Annotated in this window: 22 protein-coding genes and 1 pseudogene; 15 read left to right on the top strand and 8 right to left on the bottom strand. The window is 60.8% G+C overall.

All coding sequences use genetic code 11. The annotated features are described in order from the left end of the window. Positions 1 to 2: 2 nt before the first annotated feature. Positions 3 to 656, bottom strand: a complete 654-nt coding sequence (locus ACIQWP_RS05385; protein ID WP_402783226.1) for a thiamine phosphate synthase — start codon at positions 654 to 656, stop codon at positions 3 to 5. A 186-nt stretch (positions 657 to 842) separates the two neighbouring features. Here ACIQWP_RS05385 and ACIQWP_RS05380 point away from each other — a divergent pair, with 186 nt between their 5' ends. Beyond that, complete coding sequence (locus ACIQWP_RS05380) at positions 843 to 1412, top strand: tetratricopeptide repeat protein (protein ID WP_402783224.1); 570 nt, start codon at positions 843 to 845, stop codon at positions 1410 to 1412. Positions 1413 to 1487: 75 nt separating this feature from the next. Next, positions 1488 to 1748, top strand: coding sequence for a helix-turn-helix transcriptional regulator (locus tag ACIQWP_RS05375; RefSeq protein WP_015341040.1), 261 nt, complete (start codon positions 1488 to 1490; stop codon positions 1746 to 1748). Between the two features lie 110 nt (positions 1749 to 1858). Here the strand turns inward: ACIQWP_RS05375 and ACIQWP_RS05370 are convergent, their stop codons facing one another. Continuing rightward, positions 1859 to 2242: an NUDIX hydrolase gene (locus ACIQWP_RS05370; RefSeq protein WP_402783221.1), complete on the bottom strand. Its 384-nt coding sequence runs from the start codon at positions 2240 to 2242 to the stop codon at positions 1859 to 1861. Positions 2243 to 2503: 261 nt separating this feature from the next. Beyond that, positions 2504 to 2677 carry a YdcH family protein gene (locus tag ACIQWP_RS05365; RefSeq protein WP_402783219.1) on the bottom strand — a complete coding sequence of 58 codons (174 nt, stop codon included), beginning with the start codon at positions 2675 to 2677 and terminating at the stop codon, positions 2504 to 2506. Between the two features lie 230 nt (positions 2678 to 2907). Between ACIQWP_RS05365 and ACIQWP_RS05360 the strand changes: the two genes are divergently transcribed. From ACIQWP_RS05360 to ACIQWP_RS05335, 6 genes are all read left to right on the top strand, one after another. Beyond that, on the top strand, positions 2908 to 3111 hold the full coding sequence (locus ACIQWP_RS05360) for a YdcH family protein (RefSeq protein ID WP_112800742.1): 204 nt from the start codon (positions 2908 to 2910) through the stop codon (positions 3109 to 3111). Between the two features lie 19 nt (positions 3112 to 3130). Next, on the top strand, positions 3131 to 3625 hold the full coding sequence (gene purE / locus ACIQWP_RS05355; protein WP_402784342.1) for a 5-(carboxyamino)imidazole ribonucleotide mutase: 495 nt from the start codon (positions 3131 to 3133) through the stop codon (positions 3623 to 3625). Then, a complete protein-coding gene (locus ACIQWP_RS05350) occupies positions 3622 to 4680 on the top strand; it encodes a 5-(carboxyamino)imidazole ribonucleotide synthase (protein ID WP_402783216.1) in 1059 nt (352 codons plus the stop codon). Before purE ends, ACIQWP_RS05350 begins: the two co-directional genes overlap by 4 nt. Positions 4681 to 4833: 153 nt before the next feature. Then, positions 4834 to 4959 carry a type B 50S ribosomal protein L36 gene (gene ykgO, locus ACIQWP_RS05345; RefSeq protein ID WP_003582204.1) on the top strand — a complete coding sequence of 42 codons (126 nt, stop codon included), beginning with the start codon at positions 4834 to 4836 and terminating at the stop codon, positions 4957 to 4959. Positions 4960 to 5049: 90 nt separating this feature from the next. Further along, entirely contained in the window at positions 5050 to 5679 is a 630-nt protein-coding gene (locus ACIQWP_RS05340) for a hypothetical protein (RefSeq protein ID WP_402783214.1), read from the top strand. 106 nt (positions 5680 to 5785) lie between these two features. Next, positions 5786 to 6835 (top strand): alpha/beta fold hydrolase, encoded by a 1050-nt coding sequence (locus tag ACIQWP_RS05335; RefSeq protein ID WP_402783212.1) that lies wholly within the window; start codon positions 5786 to 5788, stop codon positions 6833 to 6835. Here ACIQWP_RS05335 and ACIQWP_RS05330 read toward each other — a convergent pair. Beyond that, a complete protein-coding gene (locus ACIQWP_RS05330; RefSeq protein ID WP_402783210.1) occupies positions 6814 to 7755 on the bottom strand; it encodes a LysR substrate-binding domain-containing protein in 942 nt (313 codons plus the stop codon). The two genes, ACIQWP_RS05335 and ACIQWP_RS05330, sit on opposite strands and share 22 nt — an antisense overlap. A gap of 111 nt (positions 7756 to 7866) precedes the next feature. On the opposite strand from ACIQWP_RS05330, the gene ACIQWP_RS05325 reads away from it, so the two are divergent. The 4 genes from ACIQWP_RS05325 to ACIQWP_RS05310 all read left to right on the top strand — a co-directional run bounded on the left by ACIQWP_RS05325 (position 7867) and on the right by ACIQWP_RS05310 (position 10296). Beyond that, positions 7867 to 8259, top strand: a complete 393-nt coding sequence (locus ACIQWP_RS05325) for a tautomerase family protein (protein WP_402783208.1) — start codon at positions 7867 to 7869, stop codon at positions 8257 to 8259. Positions 8260 to 8264: 5 nt separating this feature from the next. After that, positions 8265 to 8660 (top strand): cupin domain-containing protein, encoded by a 396-nt coding sequence (locus ACIQWP_RS05320; RefSeq protein ID WP_402783206.1) that lies wholly within the window; start codon positions 8265 to 8267, stop codon positions 8658 to 8660. Between the two features lie 3 nt (positions 8661 to 8663). Next, positions 8664 to 9236 (top strand): DUF4865 family protein, encoded by a 573-nt coding sequence (locus tag ACIQWP_RS05315; RefSeq protein WP_402783204.1) that lies wholly within the window; start codon positions 8664 to 8666, stop codon positions 9234 to 9236. Positions 9237 to 9324: 88 nt separating this feature from the next. After that, positions 9325 to 10296, top strand: coding sequence for a threonine/serine dehydratase (locus ACIQWP_RS05310; RefSeq protein WP_402783202.1), 972 nt, complete (start codon positions 9325 to 9327; stop codon positions 10294 to 10296). 3 nt (positions 10297 to 10299) lie between these two features. On the opposite strand, the gene ACIQWP_RS05305 is transcribed toward ACIQWP_RS05310, so the two are convergent. From ACIQWP_RS05305 to ACIQWP_RS05290, 4 genes and pseudogenes are all read right to left on the bottom strand, one after another. Beyond that, complete coding sequence (locus tag ACIQWP_RS05305) at positions 10300 to 10935, bottom strand: LysE family translocator (protein ID WP_402783200.1); 636 nt, start codon at positions 10933 to 10935, stop codon at positions 10300 to 10302. A 332-nt stretch (positions 10936 to 11267) separates the two neighbouring features. Then, a pseudogene (locus tag ACIQWP_RS05300) lies at positions 11268 to 12148 on the bottom strand (NAD(P)-dependent oxidoreductase). Between the two features lie 128 nt (positions 12149 to 12276). Then, positions 12277 to 13716, bottom strand: a complete 1440-nt coding sequence (gene pyk / locus ACIQWP_RS05295) for a pyruvate kinase (protein ID WP_402783198.1) — start codon at positions 13714 to 13716, stop codon at positions 12277 to 12279. Next, positions 13716 to 14204 carry a DUF1036 domain-containing protein gene (locus tag ACIQWP_RS05290; protein ID WP_402784339.1) on the bottom strand — a complete coding sequence of 163 codons (489 nt, stop codon included), beginning with the start codon at positions 14202 to 14204 and terminating at the stop codon, positions 13716 to 13718. Before ACIQWP_RS05290 ends, pyk begins: the two co-directional genes overlap by 1 nt. Before the next feature lie 139 nt (positions 14205 to 14343). On the opposite strand from ACIQWP_RS05290, the gene ACIQWP_RS05285 reads away from it, so the two are divergent. The 3 genes from ACIQWP_RS05285 (at position 14344) to ACIQWP_RS05275 (ending at position 15958) form a co-directional block, all read left to right on the top strand. Beyond that, positions 14344 to 15204: an N-formylglutamate amidohydrolase gene (locus ACIQWP_RS05285; protein WP_402783196.1), complete on the top strand. Its 861-nt coding sequence runs from the start codon at positions 14344 to 14346 to the stop codon at positions 15202 to 15204. A 27-nt stretch (positions 15205 to 15231) separates the two neighbouring features. Continuing rightward, entirely contained in the window at positions 15232 to 15537 is a 306-nt protein-coding gene (locus tag ACIQWP_RS05280) for a DUF1244 domain-containing protein (protein WP_402783194.1), read from the top strand. 169 nt (positions 15538 to 15706) lie between these two features. Beyond that, the gene (locus ACIQWP_RS05275) at positions 15707 to 15958 is read left to right on the top strand and encodes a DUF2312 domain-containing protein (protein WP_015341059.1); all 252 of its coding nucleotides are present in this window, start codon (positions 15707 to 15709) and stop codon (positions 15956 to 15958) included. The last annotated feature ends 62 nt before the right edge of the window (positions 15959 to 16020 follow it).

Genomic DNA, 16020 nt, shown 5'->3' with positions numbered 1-16020 from the left:
TATCAATCCTCAAACCGTGGCGCTTTTTCGTCCAGAAGCGCATTCACCTCCGCAACGATGGACGGGGCTGCCGCAGGATCGGCAAAAACCGCCCGATGCAGCGCGACGAACTCGGCACCCGTCAGGGCCACCTCCAGCGCCGACTTCGGATCGGTGCCGCCCATGATGACGCAGGGAATCTCGATCATCGAGGCCCACCATTCGCCGAGCGCGAGGTTCTTCGGATGCGCCTCAGGCTTGATGTCGCCATCCAGCTTGCCGAAGAAGATATAGTCGGGCCGAAGCTCGCCTATGTCCAGCGCGCTGTGTCTCTCGGTGGCGCTGCCGCCGCCGACGATCAGCTTCGGCACGAATTTCTCGACAGCCTCGGTCATCTCCGCGAGATTGCCCGTTATATGCAAGCCGTCGGCCCTGGCGCGGCCAGCGACGCGGCTGTCGCCGGCAATGAGCGCCGCCGCACCGGCGGCCTGAATGACCGGCACAAGCTTTTCCGCATGTTTCTGGAAGCTACCGTCGTCAAGGCCATATTGGGGAATGATCACCGAAGCAACGTCCCCACCCCTTAAGGCATCGGCCACCGCCTTCGCCCGCTGCTCAATATCGGCAATGTCGGGAACGATGAGAACGAGGCGGCAACGGTCTTCGGGCACGGTCATGCGAGCTTCCATATTTGCGTTCATTTATCAGGGATGGCGCACCCATTCGATGCTTGTGAGTAAATCCGTTAGAACTCGCTGACAAGAGGAAACCGACGCTGACCCGCGCACCGCCAGCCCATAAGTTGAATGCCGATGTGAATACAATCCACAGGTTGGCATTTTCGCTCGAACCCAAATAGGCTTATGGAATGGCTCGATGGCATTCGAAGAAAGATCCGTATGAACCAAATGAAACCAGGTCGTTTGATAGCGGCATTGATGATAAGCGTCGCACTTTGCACTGCTCATACCGGGGCTTTGGCTGATCCGGATGAAGCGTTCGCCGCATATCTGAAATCTGACTATGCAACGGCCTTCACACTCTATCGCGATAGAGCACTGAAAGGCGACACAGCCGCACAAGGCATGCTCGGAAGCCTGTATGCTTACGGACGCGGGGTGAAACAGGACGACGCCCAGGCGGCCTACTGGTTCCAGAAGCTGGCGAATCAGGGCATTGCGAAGGGGCAGTTCGCGCTTGGTGAAATGTATCTCGTAGGCCGCGGCGTACCGCAGGATTACACCAGGGCAAGCGAATTGTTCCGCAAAGCCGCGGAGCAAGGCGAGCCATTTTCCGCATTTTGGCTGAGCAAGCTATATGAGCTGGGACAGGGCGTCCCCCGAGACCCGTTACAAGCCGCCTATTGGGAGAAGAAGTCTGACCAGAACATGCCCGACCTTTCCAATATTTTGCCGCCGCAGCTGCAAAAATAGGATGTAACGGGCGCTAGTTATCATGCAGCGCACAATTAACTTGCCGCCCTTTGGCGTTTGACGTAGCTTTCCGCCATGTCGACCATGGACCCTTTCGCAGCCATCGCGGACCCGAACCGGCGTCACCTGCTGGAGGAATTGCGCCGCGCACCCAAGACGGTCAACGAACTGGCGCAGGGCTTGCCGATCAGCCGTCCTGCCGTTTCACAGCATCTCAAGGCACTGCTCGACAGCAATCTCGTTTCCGTCACCAATGAAGGCACGAAACGCATATATGCGGTGAACAGCCGCGGTTTCGACAAGCTGAATCTGTGGCTGGATCAGTTCTGGTCCTGAAAAGATCCGCTTCGCATTCGCGGCATTCTGGAAGATTGCAGAATTCGATCGCGGCTGCCGACAGCCGTGACGATACGCCAGCCGCGATCATGGTCTGCCGCCAGTTCACGCTAAGCCAGGGATAGAAACGGCATGATCTCTGGATGGGCAAGCGGCACGACGAACTTGACCTCGTCCAATGCGACCCAGGCCATATCCGTATGTTCATCCCCGATCAATTTGGGCAATCCGGCGGACCAGTCGGTTACCTTATATATGTGATAGGTCGTTTCATACTGGCTGTCCTTGAAGAAACCTAAATAGCGGAAGACGATAGGTGTAACGCCGACTTCCTCGCGAGCCTCCCTGACAAGGGTGACATCAATAGGCTCATCCGGCTCGGCATGGCCGCCGACCAGATCCCAATGCCCCGGATAATGTTGTTTGCTTGCCGCACGACGCGCCATCAACACCTGGCCGCTCTCAATGAACGCCGCCAGTACGATTGTCGTCATGATATCATCCCGGCACTTCGAACTTCGACAGTTTGCAAGAATTGCCTGATGACCGCACCGAGCCGAAACTCGGTGCTGGTAGCATCATCTGCTACACAAGATGGGAAAATTGCGCCAACCCCTACCTCCGACGCATGACGCTGGCGCATCCGTTTTAACGGAAATGCTCATCGATCCTGGCTGGGAAATTGCCTTAAGACCTTTCGATCCGCCTCTCTTGCCCCCAAGATCGATGGCTCTTTGAACTTTGGAAGCGTTGCCTCAGTGAACCGAGGAACGCAGACGCTGGATTTCGTCCTTGACGCGCAGTTTCCTGCGTTTGATGTCGGCTATTTCCGTATCATTGCTAGAGGGAGATGACATTGCCATGTGCAGCGCCTCCTCGAGCGCGACATGTTTCTTTTCGAGCGATTCAAGATGAGCTTGAACAGTCATATGACCCTTCCTTCCTCTGAAGAGCCCTGACCATCCATTCGCCAAGGCCCTAGGTGTCAACCCTCCCACTGTGCCATAATATCGAGCCTTTGTCGAAGGCGAAAACGTGGCCTATAGGCGGCAAATTCGTGATGAAGGATAACTTCCCGTTACCGCCATTTGGTGATAGGAGCTTGCGGAATTCAGGAGGCGGAACGAGTGCGATTCCGCGATATGCTGGGGAAATGAACATGGCCGATCAGGAACAGGCGGAAATCAGGCTGATCGTGGCGCGCTTGCGCCAGGAACACGAGGATTATGATGCCGCAATCAATGCCATGATCCAGACGGGCTGCGATGCCCTTCGCATCCAGCGCATGAAGAAGAAGAAGCTTGTCATCAAGGACAAGCTGAGCAAGCTGGAAGACCAGATCATCCCCGACATCATAGCCTGAGGAGCACAACGCAACGATGATGACCGAAAGACCGCCTGTCGCCATCATCATGGGAAGCCAGTCCGACTGGGAGACCATGAAGAATGCCGCAGACACCTTGGAAGCGCTCGAAATCACCTATGATGCGCGCATCATTTCCGCTCATCGCACGCCCGACAGGCTCATGAGTTTCGCCAAGAGCGCAAGGGACGAAGGCTTCAAGGTCATCATCGCCGGCGCCGGCGGTGCCGCGCACCTGCCGGGCATGGCCGCTTCCATGACGCCTCTGCCTGTCTTCGGCGTGCCGGTGCAATCGCGCGCGCTCTCCGGACAGGACAGCCTTCTCTCCATCGTGCAGATGCCGGCCGGCATCCCCGTCGGAACGCTGGCGATCGGCAAGGCCGGCGCGGTCAATGCCGCCCTTCTTGCCGCCGCCGTCCTCGCCCTCGGCGACGAAGAGATCGCCGACCGGCTCGACGAATGGCGCGCGCGCCAGAGTGCTGCCGTCGCCGAATATCCGATGGACGACCTATGAGCGCTAAGACGATCGGCATCATCGGCGGCGGCCAGCTCGGCCGCATGCTGGCCATGGCGGCAGCGCGCCTGAATTTCCGCACCGTCGTCCTGGAGCCGCAGACGGATTGTCCGGCAGCCCATGTCGCCAACGAGCAGATTGTCGGTGCCTACGACGACGCGGCCGCTCTTGCCGAACTGGCGAAGCGTTGCGATGTCGTAACCTACGAGTTCGAGAACGTCCCGGTTTCCGCCGCCAAAGAGCTTGCCCGACAGGTAGCGGTCTATCCGCCGCCGAAAGCGCTGGAGATGGCGCAGGACCGCCTGACCGAAAAGAGCTTCATCAACGGCTGCGGCATTCCGACCGCTCGCTTCCATGCCGTCGACAGCCAGGCCGATCTCGAAAGGGCGCTCGCCGATTTCGGTGGCCAGGGCGTGTTGAAGACCCGCCGCCTCGGCTACGACGGCAAGGGGCAGCGCGTCTATCGCTCCGCGGCCGACAGCGCCGACGGCGGCTATGCTGCCTTGGGCAATGTGCCGCTCATTCTCGAAAGCTTCGTATCCTTCGAGCGCGAAATCTCCATCATCGCCGCGCGCGGCATCGACGGCACGGTTGCCTGCTACGACCCAGCCGAAAACGTCCATCGCAGCGGCATTCTCCACACCTCGACGCTGCCGGCAGGCATTTCGGAGCAGACGACGGTTGCCGCCCGGGAAGCCGCGGAAAAGATATTGGCGGCGCTCGGCTATGTCGGCGTTATCGGCATCGAGTTCTTCGTGCTCGCCGACGGCAGCCTGATCGCCAATGAAATGGCGCCGCGCGTCCATAATTCCGGCCACTGGACGGAAGCCGCCTGCGTCATCTCGCAATTCGAACAGCATATCCGCGCCGTCGCCGGCCTGCCGCTCGGAAATCCTCGCCGGCATTCGGATTGCGTCATGACGAATCTGATCGGCGACGACATCGACGCCCTGCCGGAATGGCTGCGCCTTGACGACACGCTGGTGCATCTTTATGGCAAGACCGAAGCCCGGCCGGGCCGCAAGATGGGGCATGTTACACAGCTTCTCCGCTAAGAGCGGCGGGAAAAAGCCCCTGACATGGTTGACAGGGCACGGGCGACAGGGTATTTGCTCCCCACCCTAAAGAGCGCGCCCTGAGCGCGCTTTTGATTGTTAAAAGACACGGGCGAATGTGACATTCCCCCTCAGAGATCGCGGATCAGAAAAATGAAGATCAAGAATTCGCTCAAGTCGCTCAAGGCGCGCCACCGTGACAACCGTCTCGTCCGCCGCAAGGGCCGCATCTACATCATCAACAAGCTGAACCCGCGCTACAAGGCTCGTCAGGGCTGATATAGCGCGCGGCTCAGGTCCCATGGATCGGGCCTCAGTTTTAGTTGATCGCATCAAATTTGGTTTGATCTTCGACATTGGCGGGCTACTATGCCCGCCATGCGCGTTTTTGCTTTGTCATATCTAACCCTGCCGATTCTGCTTGCTCTGACTGCCTCCGCACCCCATGCGGCACTGGCGGATGAGCTGAACCCTGCGGAAAAGCAGAGCCCGGGCGATTCCTCCGGCACCCTGTCGCCCAGGCAGCAGCTCGATAATCTGTTTACGGCGCTGAAGCGGCAGCGCGATCCCGATCAGGCAAGCCTGATTGCCGATCAAATCAATGCCGAACTCAGCGATTCCGGCAGTGCCACCATCAATCTCCTGATGCAATGGGCCGACAAGGCCATTCAGGAAAAGCGCAATGCCGCCGCGATGGACTATCTCGACCAGGTAATATCGTTGAAGCCCGACTATGTCGAAGGCTGGAACCGGCGCGCCACGCTCAATTTCGCCATCGGCGACTATCGCAAGTCGATGGAAGACATCAATCAGGTGCTACGGATAGAGCCACGCCATTTCGGTGCGCTGGCGGGCATGGCGGCCATGTTGACCGAGCGCGGCAACGACACTCTCGCCCTCAAGGCCTGGAATCGTTTCCTCGAAGTCTATCCGGCGAACAGATCGGCCCAGGAAGAAGCGGACAAGCTGTCGGAAAAGATTGCCGGCAGTCGCACCTGATTTTCTGCCACCGCCGCGTCTTACAACATCGAAGTCGCGTCCGACGGGGTGAAAATCCGCAATGATGCGCTAGATTAGTGGCTCACAATATTTGATCCGTGCCGCAATGATCGATTCTCTGCTCACTGCCGTCGTTACGCTTGTCGTCCTTGCTGCGGGCTTTTCCGCCTACAAGACCCGCGCCATCGAACAGGCCTATCCCAATATCGGCGAGCTTACCGACATCGGCGGCTATCGCCTCAACGCCGTGCATCTGCCGCGCCCGGCAACAGCGGATCTGCCCGCGCTCGTCTTCATCCATGGCGCAAGCGGCAATCTGCGCGATCAGTTCGAAGCCTTTGCAGCGCCTTTGGGCGGCCGGGCCGAAATGCTGTTCGTCGATCGTCCCGGCCACGGCTATTCCGAGCGTGGGACAGCCGAAAACGCTTTTCCCTCCGGCCAGGCCGACGCCATCGCCCGGCTGATGGATAAGCGCGGCATCAAGAGCGCCATCATCATCGGTCACTCCTTCGGCGGCGCGATCGCCGCCGCCTTCGGCATGCGTCATCCCGAGAAGACCAAGGGGCTGCTTTTCCTCGCTCCGGCGACCCATCCCTGGCCCGGCGGCGTCGACTGGTATTATACGCTTGCCGCCATGCCCGTCCTCGGCTGGCTCTTCACACATTTGTTCGTCATCCCGATCGGCCTGCGCCGGGTCGAGACCGGCACACTCAGCATCTTCCGTCCGAATACGCGACCGGCAGACTATATAATGAAGACGGCCCCGGAGCTGGTGCTCCGTCCGCACACCTTCCGCCACAACGCAACCGACGTGGTCAACCTGCTTGCCTATGTCTCTGTTCACGCACCGCGTTACAGCGAGATAAAGGCGCCGACGGTCATCATCACCGGCGACAGCGACGATATCGTGCTGGAGGAATTGCATTCGCGCGGGCTCGCACGGGATATCGCAGGCGCCGAACTCGTTACCATCCGCAATCTCGGCCACAAGCCAGATTATGTGACGACTGATGTGGCGATCGCCGCCATGGAGCGGCTGGCGGGCCAGCCGCGCGATCTGCAGACAATGGCTACGCAGGCGGAAAGCCGCATCGCCAGCCCCGATAGCGAGATATCTGGACGAGAATCCTCGTCTCAGGCCGTCACCACATCATAGTCAGGCGCATCCTCGAATACCCGGCTCTGTGGCACGGCCTCGACGGTCTGTCGCACCGCTTGCAACATGATCGATGCCAGCCGCTCCGTCGCCGGGCTCGCCTCCTGCTCGGCGCGATGCAGCACGAGATCGAGCTTCGGCAAAGCCGGCAGACCGGCTTCGCCCGGCGTCATCTGCCGCACCTTCTGCGGCAGGCCGAGCGGCGTGCGCAGTGCCAGGCCGAGGCCGGCCGCTGTTGCCGCCCAAAGCCCCCCAAGGCTCGGGCTGACAAAGGATATCCGCCAGCCGATGCCGGCCCGATCGAGCGTCTTCGTGGCGATGGTGCGCAGTAGGCACGGTGCCTCGAGCGAAGCCAGGGGCATGACCTCGCCGCTATCGGCGTGCCAATGCACAGCGCCACTCGCCGGACCGACCCAGCAGAGCGGCACCTCGGCTATACGATCCATATGCGCCGTGCGGAAACCGTCGCTCCAGGCCAGCGCCAGATCGAGCTTGCCCGAGGTCACCCGCTCCACAAGCTCGACGTTGCGGACCACACGCGCCTCGATACGCACCTTCGGATGCGCGCGGGCGAAGCGGCCCAATACTTCCGGCAGCAGCGTTTCCCCGAAATCCTCCTGTAACCCCAGGCGAACCCAACCCTCAAGCTCTGTTCCGTGCAGCGCCGTGGCCGCCTCGTCGTTCAGGTCCAGCAGCCGCCGCGCATAGCCAAGCATCGTCTCGCCGGCCTCCGTCAGCGCCAGTCCCCGGCCTGCCTTGCGGAAGATCGGCATGCCCGCCTGCTCCTCCAGCTTCTTCAGCTGGGCGCTGATCGCGGAGGTCGAACGCCCGAGCCTGTCGGCCGCCTTGGCGTAGCTGCCGAGGTCCATGCCGGTGACGAAGCTGCGCAGCACATCGAGATCGAAGATAATCTTCCGCATGGATAACCATCCATATTTTTAGGACTATAAATCCTGAATTATCTGATTTTCAGGATGATTATCCGCTGGCATTCTATGATCGTCAAGTGACACGGAAACAGGAGCAATCCCATGCCATTCACCCGCATCACCCTTCTGCGCGGCAAGTCGCCGGAATATTTGAAGGCACTCTCCGACAATTTCCACCGCGCCCTGGTCGAAGCCTTCGAGGTGCCGCCGACAGACCGTTTCCAGGCCATCCACCAGCTGGAGCCGCATGAGCTCGTCTTCGATCGGACCTATTTCGCCAGCACTCCGCGTTCGGACGACTACGTCTTCTTCGATGTCACGACTGGCAAGCCGCGCAGCACCGAGGTCAAGAAGGCTTTCTATCGCCGCGCCGTCGAACTTCTTGGCGACGCCCCCGGCGTCCGTCCCGAAGACATCATGATCACCATTACGACGGCAACGCGCGAAGACTGGTCTTTTGCCGACGGCCGCGCGCAGATGATCGAGCAGGTCTGAGAGCGATGGCTCAGACCACATCGACCCAAACGCCCGCCATCCACCGCGCCGGCACGAACATGCGGCCATCGCCCGACGGTATCGCCAATGCGTCGTTCCTGGTGGAGTCGCTCGTCGAAGGCAGCGAAAACGGTGGCCTGACGGCCATGCGCTGCGCCCTTGAGCCCGGCGTGATGACACGCTGGCACACGCATCCGCACGGACAGATCCTCTATGTCCTGTCCGGCATCGGCCTCGCCGAACGCTTCGGCGGCCCGGCCGAGGAGCTGCGGGCCGGCGACTGCATCAGCTTCGCGCCGAACGAACGCCATCGGCACGGTGCGGCGCCTGAGCACGACTTTTCCTATATCAGCATCCAGGCGGCGCAAGATGGCAGCGCCGTGACCTGGCTGGAGGAATGACCGATGATCGCCATGCAGTATGATTTCCCCCTCCCCGCGGATTACGACATGGCGATCATCGACCGCCGCATCCGCGACAAAGGTCCTTTGCTCGACAATCTCCCAGGCCTGAAGTTCAAGGCCTATCTCACCGCGAGAAAGGGTGACACAGCAACGGGGAGCCGGCAGAATCTCTACGCGCCCTTCTACGTCTGGCAGCAGGAGGAGGGTCTCAGCGATTTCGTCTGCGGCCCCGGCTTCCTCGCTCTGACCGAGAACTTCGGCCGCCCTCAGGTCAATAGCTGGATCGCCTGGCACGCCGAGACGTCCGCGGATATTCGCACCGCCAAATTCGCCACGCGCGAAGTGGTCGCAATCGACGTCGACACATCACTTGCCGAATTCCGCGCGAAGGAGACCGAGACGGCGGCGCGAGCTATAACGAACGGCGAAGCGCTTGCCTCGGTCGTTGCTTTCGAGCCAACTCACTGGACGCTGGTGCGCTTCCACCTGCTGGCCGAACCGCCGAAAGATCCGGCCCGATCCCGTCTGCAGACCTATAATGTCGGGCACCTCTCGCTGCCCGGCGTCGCCTGAAGTGTCACGGAGACAATCTCCCTGTTCCAAAGGAAAGCCAGGCGCTCTATGGATGGAAAGCCTTTCTAAATCAGAAGAGTGATCCCCCATGGTCGATATCGCAATGATCGAAGCCGCCCGCACTCGCCTCGGCGGTCGGGCGCGACGCACGCCGCTTCTCTCCTCGCCCTTTCTCGATGAGATTGCTGGGCGCCGCCTGTTCGTGAAGGCCGAGTGCCTGCAGCATTCCGGCTCCTTCAAGTTTCGCGGCGGCTGGTCGGCTGTTTCGGCGCTGGAACCGGCCGTGCGCGCCAGGGGCGTCATCGCCTTCTCGTCCGGCAATCACGCGCAGGGCGTGGCGCTGGCCGCAAAGCTGCACAGCATTCCCTCCGTCATCATCATGCCGACGGACGCGCCCAAGCTGAAGATCGCCAATACCCGCGCCTTCGGCGCCGAGGTCGTCCTCTATGACCGCATCAGGGAAGATCGCGACGAGATCGGCACACGCATTTCCAAGGAGCGTGGCCTGACGCTCATCAAGCCCTTCGACGAACCGCAGGTGATCGCCGGCCAGGGAACGACCGGGCTGGAAATCGCCGAACAGGCCGCCGAGGAAGGCATTGATATCGCCAGCGTACTCGTCCCCTGCGGCGGCGGCGGCCTGACCTCGGGTATCGCTCTCGCGCTCGAATCCCGCGCTCCGGGCCTCAAGGCGCGCCCGTGCGAGCCGGAAAATTTCGACGACACCACCCGCTCGCTGGCCTCGGGCAAGATCGAGCGCAATGTCGCGCTGCAAGGCTCGATCTGCGACGCCATCATCACGCCGCAGCCGGGCAACATTACCTTCCCGATCCTGAAGCGCCTTTGCGGCCCCGGCCTCGTCGTCACGGATGAGGAGGCGCAAAAGGCTATGGCACTCGCCTTCACTCGGCTGAAGATCGTCGTGGAGCCGGGCGGCGCAGTCGCGCTCGCCGCAGCACTCTTCCATGGCAAGGATATCGACGGCGATACGGTGATCGCGGTCACATCAGGCGGCAATGTCGACCAGGACGTCTTCGAAGCGGCTCTGAGCCGCCACTAACCTTCAGTTTGCGGCGCGACGGTAGAGCGCCAGCGACCCGGCAAGAGCCAAAAGCGCGCCGCCACAGGCGCGCTCGAGCCACTTTGCCCCTTCGGACTTCAGCACACGCACAGCCTGCGAGCCGAAAACGGCATAGCCGAACATGATCGTGAAATCGAGCGCGGCGAAGATGGCGCCCAGAACCACATATTGCTGCAGCTGCGGTGCAGCCGGTTCGATGAACTGCGGCAGGAAGGCCGAGAAGAAGAGATAGCCCTTGGGGTTGGTGACCGCGACCATGAAGCTTTTCAGGCCGATGGCAAAGGCCGTGCCCTTCGGCTGACTTGCGCTCGCCTGCAAGGCGCCGTCGATCGTGCCCTTCGAACGCAGCATCATGATGCCGAGAAAGGCGAGATAGGCCGCACCCACCCATTTCAGGGCCGAAAACCAGAATTCGGAAGCGGCCAGCAGCGCCCCGAGGCCGATGGCAACGGCGCTGATGAGGACGGCATCGGAAAGGACGGCACCGATCATACCCGGCAAGGCCCGCCTGACGCCGAAACGCGAACCGTTCGTCAGCGCCAGAAGCACGGTCGGGCCCGGTGTCGCGATCCCAATGAAGGAGACGGCGGCGAAGGCTAGCAGCGTGGTGAGATGCATGGTGGTCCCTCCTCTGGAAGGGAGGAAGGTTGCATGTGGTGTGGCGGTTAGCAAGGGGGTTCAAAGAGGCCTTGAGTCTGCCGCACCTCTGATACCCCCTCTGTCCCTGTCGGGACATCTCCCCCACAAGGGGGGAGATCGTTGGGAACATGCTGTCCGTTCTTTTCCAACCAACAGGCTGTGTTTCTGTATACTCAATATTCGTTTGAGGAGCATCGACGCCCCGAGTTACCAATCTCCCCCTTGTGGGGGAGATGTCCCGGAGGGACAGAGGGGGGTGCCGCACCCTCCACAAACGCGGCAACCGATGACCACAACCTCAAGCGCGCCAATTACTCAACCAACCCCGCATCCTTGGCCGCCAACGCGCCAATCGCCGACCAGTCCAGGTCCTCGCCGCCATGCGCCAGCAGGGTCAAAAAGCGGTCACGCAGCAGGCTCGCAAGCGGCAGCGGCACATTCAGCGCCTCGCCGGCGGCCAGCGCGAGGCGAATGTCCTTCTGGCCGAGCGGTGCGGTAAAGCCGGCCGGCTGGAACTTGCGGTCGGCGATCAACCCGCCATAGGTCTTGTAGACGGACGCATTGAACAGCGTCGACGTCAGGAGATCGAGATAGGCAGTCGGTCGACACCGCCCTTCTCGACGAGCGCCATGGCCTCTCCGAGTGACTCGATGACCGAGGCTATGAGGAAATTGCCGCTGAGCTTGACAAGATTGGCAGCCTTCGGCTCCTCGCCGAGAACGAAGGTGCGCTGGCCGATGGCCTCGAAAAGTGGGGTGACCGTCTCCATGGCATCCGGTGCGCCTGCGGCGGCAACAAATAGTTTCGCGGCGGCAGCCGCTTCCGGCCTGCCGAAAACCGGTGCGGCAACGAAGCGTTGACCGGCCGCTGCATGTTCCCTCGTCAGCCGCTCGGACATGGCGACGCTGATCGTGCTCGCGGAGATGTGGACAGCTCCCTTGCCCAGGCTTGCGAGAACGCCGCCATCGCCATGAACGACGGCCGACAGTGCATCGTCATGAGCAAGCATCGTGAAGACAGCTTCGCCGCCGCAGGCTTCCGCCACCGTTGCGGCAACCTTGGCGCCCTCGCCGGCCAAAGCCTCAGCCTTGTCGCGCGAGCGATTGTAGACGGTCACCTCATGCCCAGCCTTGGCGAGGTTGACGGCCATGGCGCTGCCCATCTGGCCCAATCCGATAAATCCGACTTTCATTGGCATATCTCCTTCTCAATTCGCCTGCCTGGGGGATCGCAGGCGCTTCGACCTCAAGAAAAAACCCGCCGTCTTTCGACAGCGGGTTTCGGATGTTTCAGGGTGCTGCCGTACTCTTATGCCGGCAATCACACGCCGGACTGGCCGTCAGAACCGATATAGGCAATGCGCAGCATGTTGGTGGCGCCCGGCGTGCCGAGCGGTACGCCTGCCGAAATGATGATGCGGTCGCCCGGCTTGCCGAAGCCCTCTTCGGCAACGATGCGGCAGGCATTGTTGACCATATCGTCAAGGTCGGTCGCATCATGCGTGACCACACAGTGCATACCCCAGACGACCGACAGGCGACGGGCGGTCTGGATGATCGGCGACAACGCCAGGATCGGAACCTGCGGGCGCTCGCGCGAGGCGCGCAGACCGGTCGTGCCGGATGAGGTGTAGCAGACGATGGCGGCGAGCTTCAGCGTCTCGGCGATCTGGCGGGCGGCAAGCGAGATCGCATCGGCGCCGGTCGCTTCCGGAAGCGCGCGCTGGGCATAGATGATGCCCGGATAGTGCGGCTCGCGCTCGATCGTGCCGGCAATCGAGGCCATCATGGAAACGGCTTCGACCGGATAATCACCCGACGCGGATTCTGCCGAGAGCATGACGGCATCCGCACCTTCGAAGACGGCGGTCGCAACGTCGGAGACTTCGGCGCGGGTCGGCACCGGCGCGGAAATCATCGATTCCAGCATCTGCGTGGCGACGACCACCGGCTTGCCGGAGCGGCGGCAGGCGCGGATCAGCTGCTTCTGAATGCCCGGAACCGCCTCCAGCGGCATTTCCACGCCGAGGTCGCCGCGAGCGACCATCAGCGCGTCCGAAAGCTCGATGATTTCCTCGATGCGCTCGACAGCCTGCGGCTTCTCGATCTTCGACATCAGGCCGACGCGGCCATGCGAGATCTTGCGGACTTCCGTCAGGTCTTCAGGGCGCTGAATGAAGGACAGCGCCACCCAGTCGACTTCATTGGTGGCGAGAACGGCATCGAGGTCGACACGGTCCTTGTCGGTCAACGCGCCGACGCCGAGTAGCGTGTCGGGCAGGCTGACGCCCTTGCGGTCGGAAATCTTCGTACCGGAAATGACTGTGGTGACGATGCTCTTGCCGTCGCACTTTTCGGCGCGGAGCGCCAGCTTGCCGTCGTCGATCAGCAGGCGATGGCCGGGCTGAACCGATTCCAGGATTTCCGGATGCGGCAGGAAGACGCGGGTGTTGTCGCCGGGGATGTCTTGATTGTCGAGCGTGAAGGTCTGGCCGGGCTTGAGATCGACCTTGGTTTCAGCAAACTTGCCGACGCGCAGCTTGGGACCCTGCAAGTCGGCGAGAATGCCGATCGGACGACCACAGCGGCTTTCGACGGCGCGAATGCGCTGGATCAGCGTGCGCATCACATCATGGCTGGCATGGCTCATGTTGATGCGGAACAGGTCTGCCCCGGCCTCATGAAGCTTCTGGATCATCTCCTCGGTGGAGGAGGCCGGGCCGAGCGTTGCGAGGATTTTGACTTTTCTGTTGCGTCTCATCAATTTTGGCTTTCTTGGCTGCCCGAGGGTTCGGAAAGCTGAACCATCCAGCTCGCCTGGCGCCCGGTGTCATATTCCTTGAATCCCATCTTCTGATAGCCACGAGCGTAGCAGTCCTTCACACCTGGGATTTTGAATTCATTTTCCGCCACGCACATTTCGACGTCGCCCGTCCAGCGGCCGCCACGGGCCGCATCTTCTGCGTAGAGATAATAATAGCGGGATTGAAGCGGGCCCTCGATCAAGGTGGCGCAGGTATTGGCCGGAATCTGCCACCAGCCCTCCGTCACCCAGCCTTCCTTTGCGCGATAGCCGATGGCTACTCCAACGAGGTTTTGCGTGCCATTGCACGTTCGGAAATCGGCATGAGCCGCATTCGGCATGAAAAAGAACGGCGCTGCGGCTGCGAGAATGAGGAAGGCGATTCGGGCTAGCGGACCTGACCGCTTAACGAAACGTGGCGCGACTTGGCTGGACACGGCTTCCAATTGGCTCCCGGTTATTCGTTGTTGTTGCTTCTTGCGCCGCCATCCCATGAATGTCAACGCAACTCTAATCGATTATATTTTCTTCACGAGATGCTGATGGCGCCATGCGCCGCTCTTCATCCGATCGAAGTTGCGAACCTTGCACCTTCCATCCGCACATGCAATCAAACAAAGAGTTGAAAATTTCAATAACCGACAATCCGCAATGACCGATTTCAGACCGTTTGAATTCATACCCGGCAATCGTGACAAAGGCATGGTCATTCTCGGCGACCATGCCATGCGGCATCTGCCCGCACGCTATGGCAGCCTCGGCTTGCCGGAGACCGCCTTTTCCCGCCATATCGCCTATGACATTGGCATCGAACGTCTGTGCCGCCATCTCTGCGAGCGATTGGGCGTACCGGGCGTGCTCGGGGGTTTTTCCCGCCTGCTGATCGATCCGAACCGTGGCGAGGACGACCCGACCCTGATCATGAAGATCTCGGACGGTGCTATCATCCCAGGCAATCATCCGATTACGGATGAAGAGTGGAACCACCGCATCGAGGCTTTCCACAGGCCATATCACAAGGCGGTCGACGAGACGATTTCCGCAGTAGCTGAGGCGACGGCCAAGGCGCCGCTGGTTTTCTCGATGCATTCCTTCACACCGGCGTGGAAGGGTGTGCCCCGCCCCTGGCACGCGAGCGTGCTCTGGGACAGCGACGACCGTGCCGTCGTGCCGCTTCTTGCAAAGCTCGGTGCCGATACCGATCTCGTTATCGGAGACAATGAGCCTTACGACGGTGCCTTGCGCAACGACACCATGTTCCGCCATTGCATGATGAAGGGCATTCCGCATGCGCTGCTGGAGGTCCGGCAGGATCTGATTGGCGACGAGGCCGGCATTATCGAATGGGCCGAGCGGCTGGCACCGATCTTCGCCGAGATCAATGCCGACCCGGCACTGCATGAATATGAGCGATATCCTTCGCGCACCGGTCCCTACGAGGCGTGAGCCGGCAAGCGAATCGAGGAGAAAGAGATGACCACACTCACCAAGGAACAAGAGATCGAGCTGGAAGCCGCAGCCTTCCGCCGCCTTGTTGCACATTTGCGTGAACGCAGCGACGTTCAGAACATCGACCTGATGAACCTCGCCGGCTTCTGCCGCAATTGTCTCTCCAACTGGTATCGCGAAGCCGCCGAAGCGAAGGGCCTGCCCGTCAGCAAGGACGAGTCGCGCGAGAGGATCTACGGCATGCCTTATGAGGATTGGAAAAATCTGCATCAGGAAGAAGCCTCGCCTGTGCAAAAAGCCGCTTTCGAGCAGAACAAGCCGAAAGATTAACGCTCCCTTCACCAATCCGGCTTGACCTTGCGCGCCATTCGCGGCACGTCAACTGCCCGATCGAATTCGAAATACCGCGCAGGCCCTGAAGCGATGTGCCGTATCGGTGATCAGCCGATCTCATTGCGACCGTCTGCAAGCGACCCTTTAGGACCTTTAGGAGAAGTGCATGGAAGAGAACAGCGTCGAGAACGTAGCCGCCGCGGAACTGCGTCAATTCATCGAGCGGATCGAGCGGCTGGAAGAAGAAAAGGCCGCGATCGGCAGCGACATCAAGGATGTGATGGGCGAAGCCAAGGGACGTGGCTACGACACCAAGGCAATCCGCACCATCATCCGCCTTCGCAAGAAGGACGCGAACGAACGTCTGGAAGAAGAATCCATCCTGCAGACCTACATGGCCGCACTCGGCATGGAATAATCGAGGCCCCTCAGCCTTGCGAGATAAACGGGAGCCGGCTTGCCGGCTCCTTTCTTTTGAGC

It is taken from the genome of Rhizobium sp. NPDC090279 (assembly GCF_044769665.1).
In the GTDB taxonomy this organism is placed as follows: Bacteria; Pseudomonadota; Alphaproteobacteria; order Rhizobiales; family Rhizobiaceae; genus Rhizobium.
Note: the sequence above shows the minus strand (reverse complement) of the source record. Positions and strands in the feature narration are given on the sequence as shown.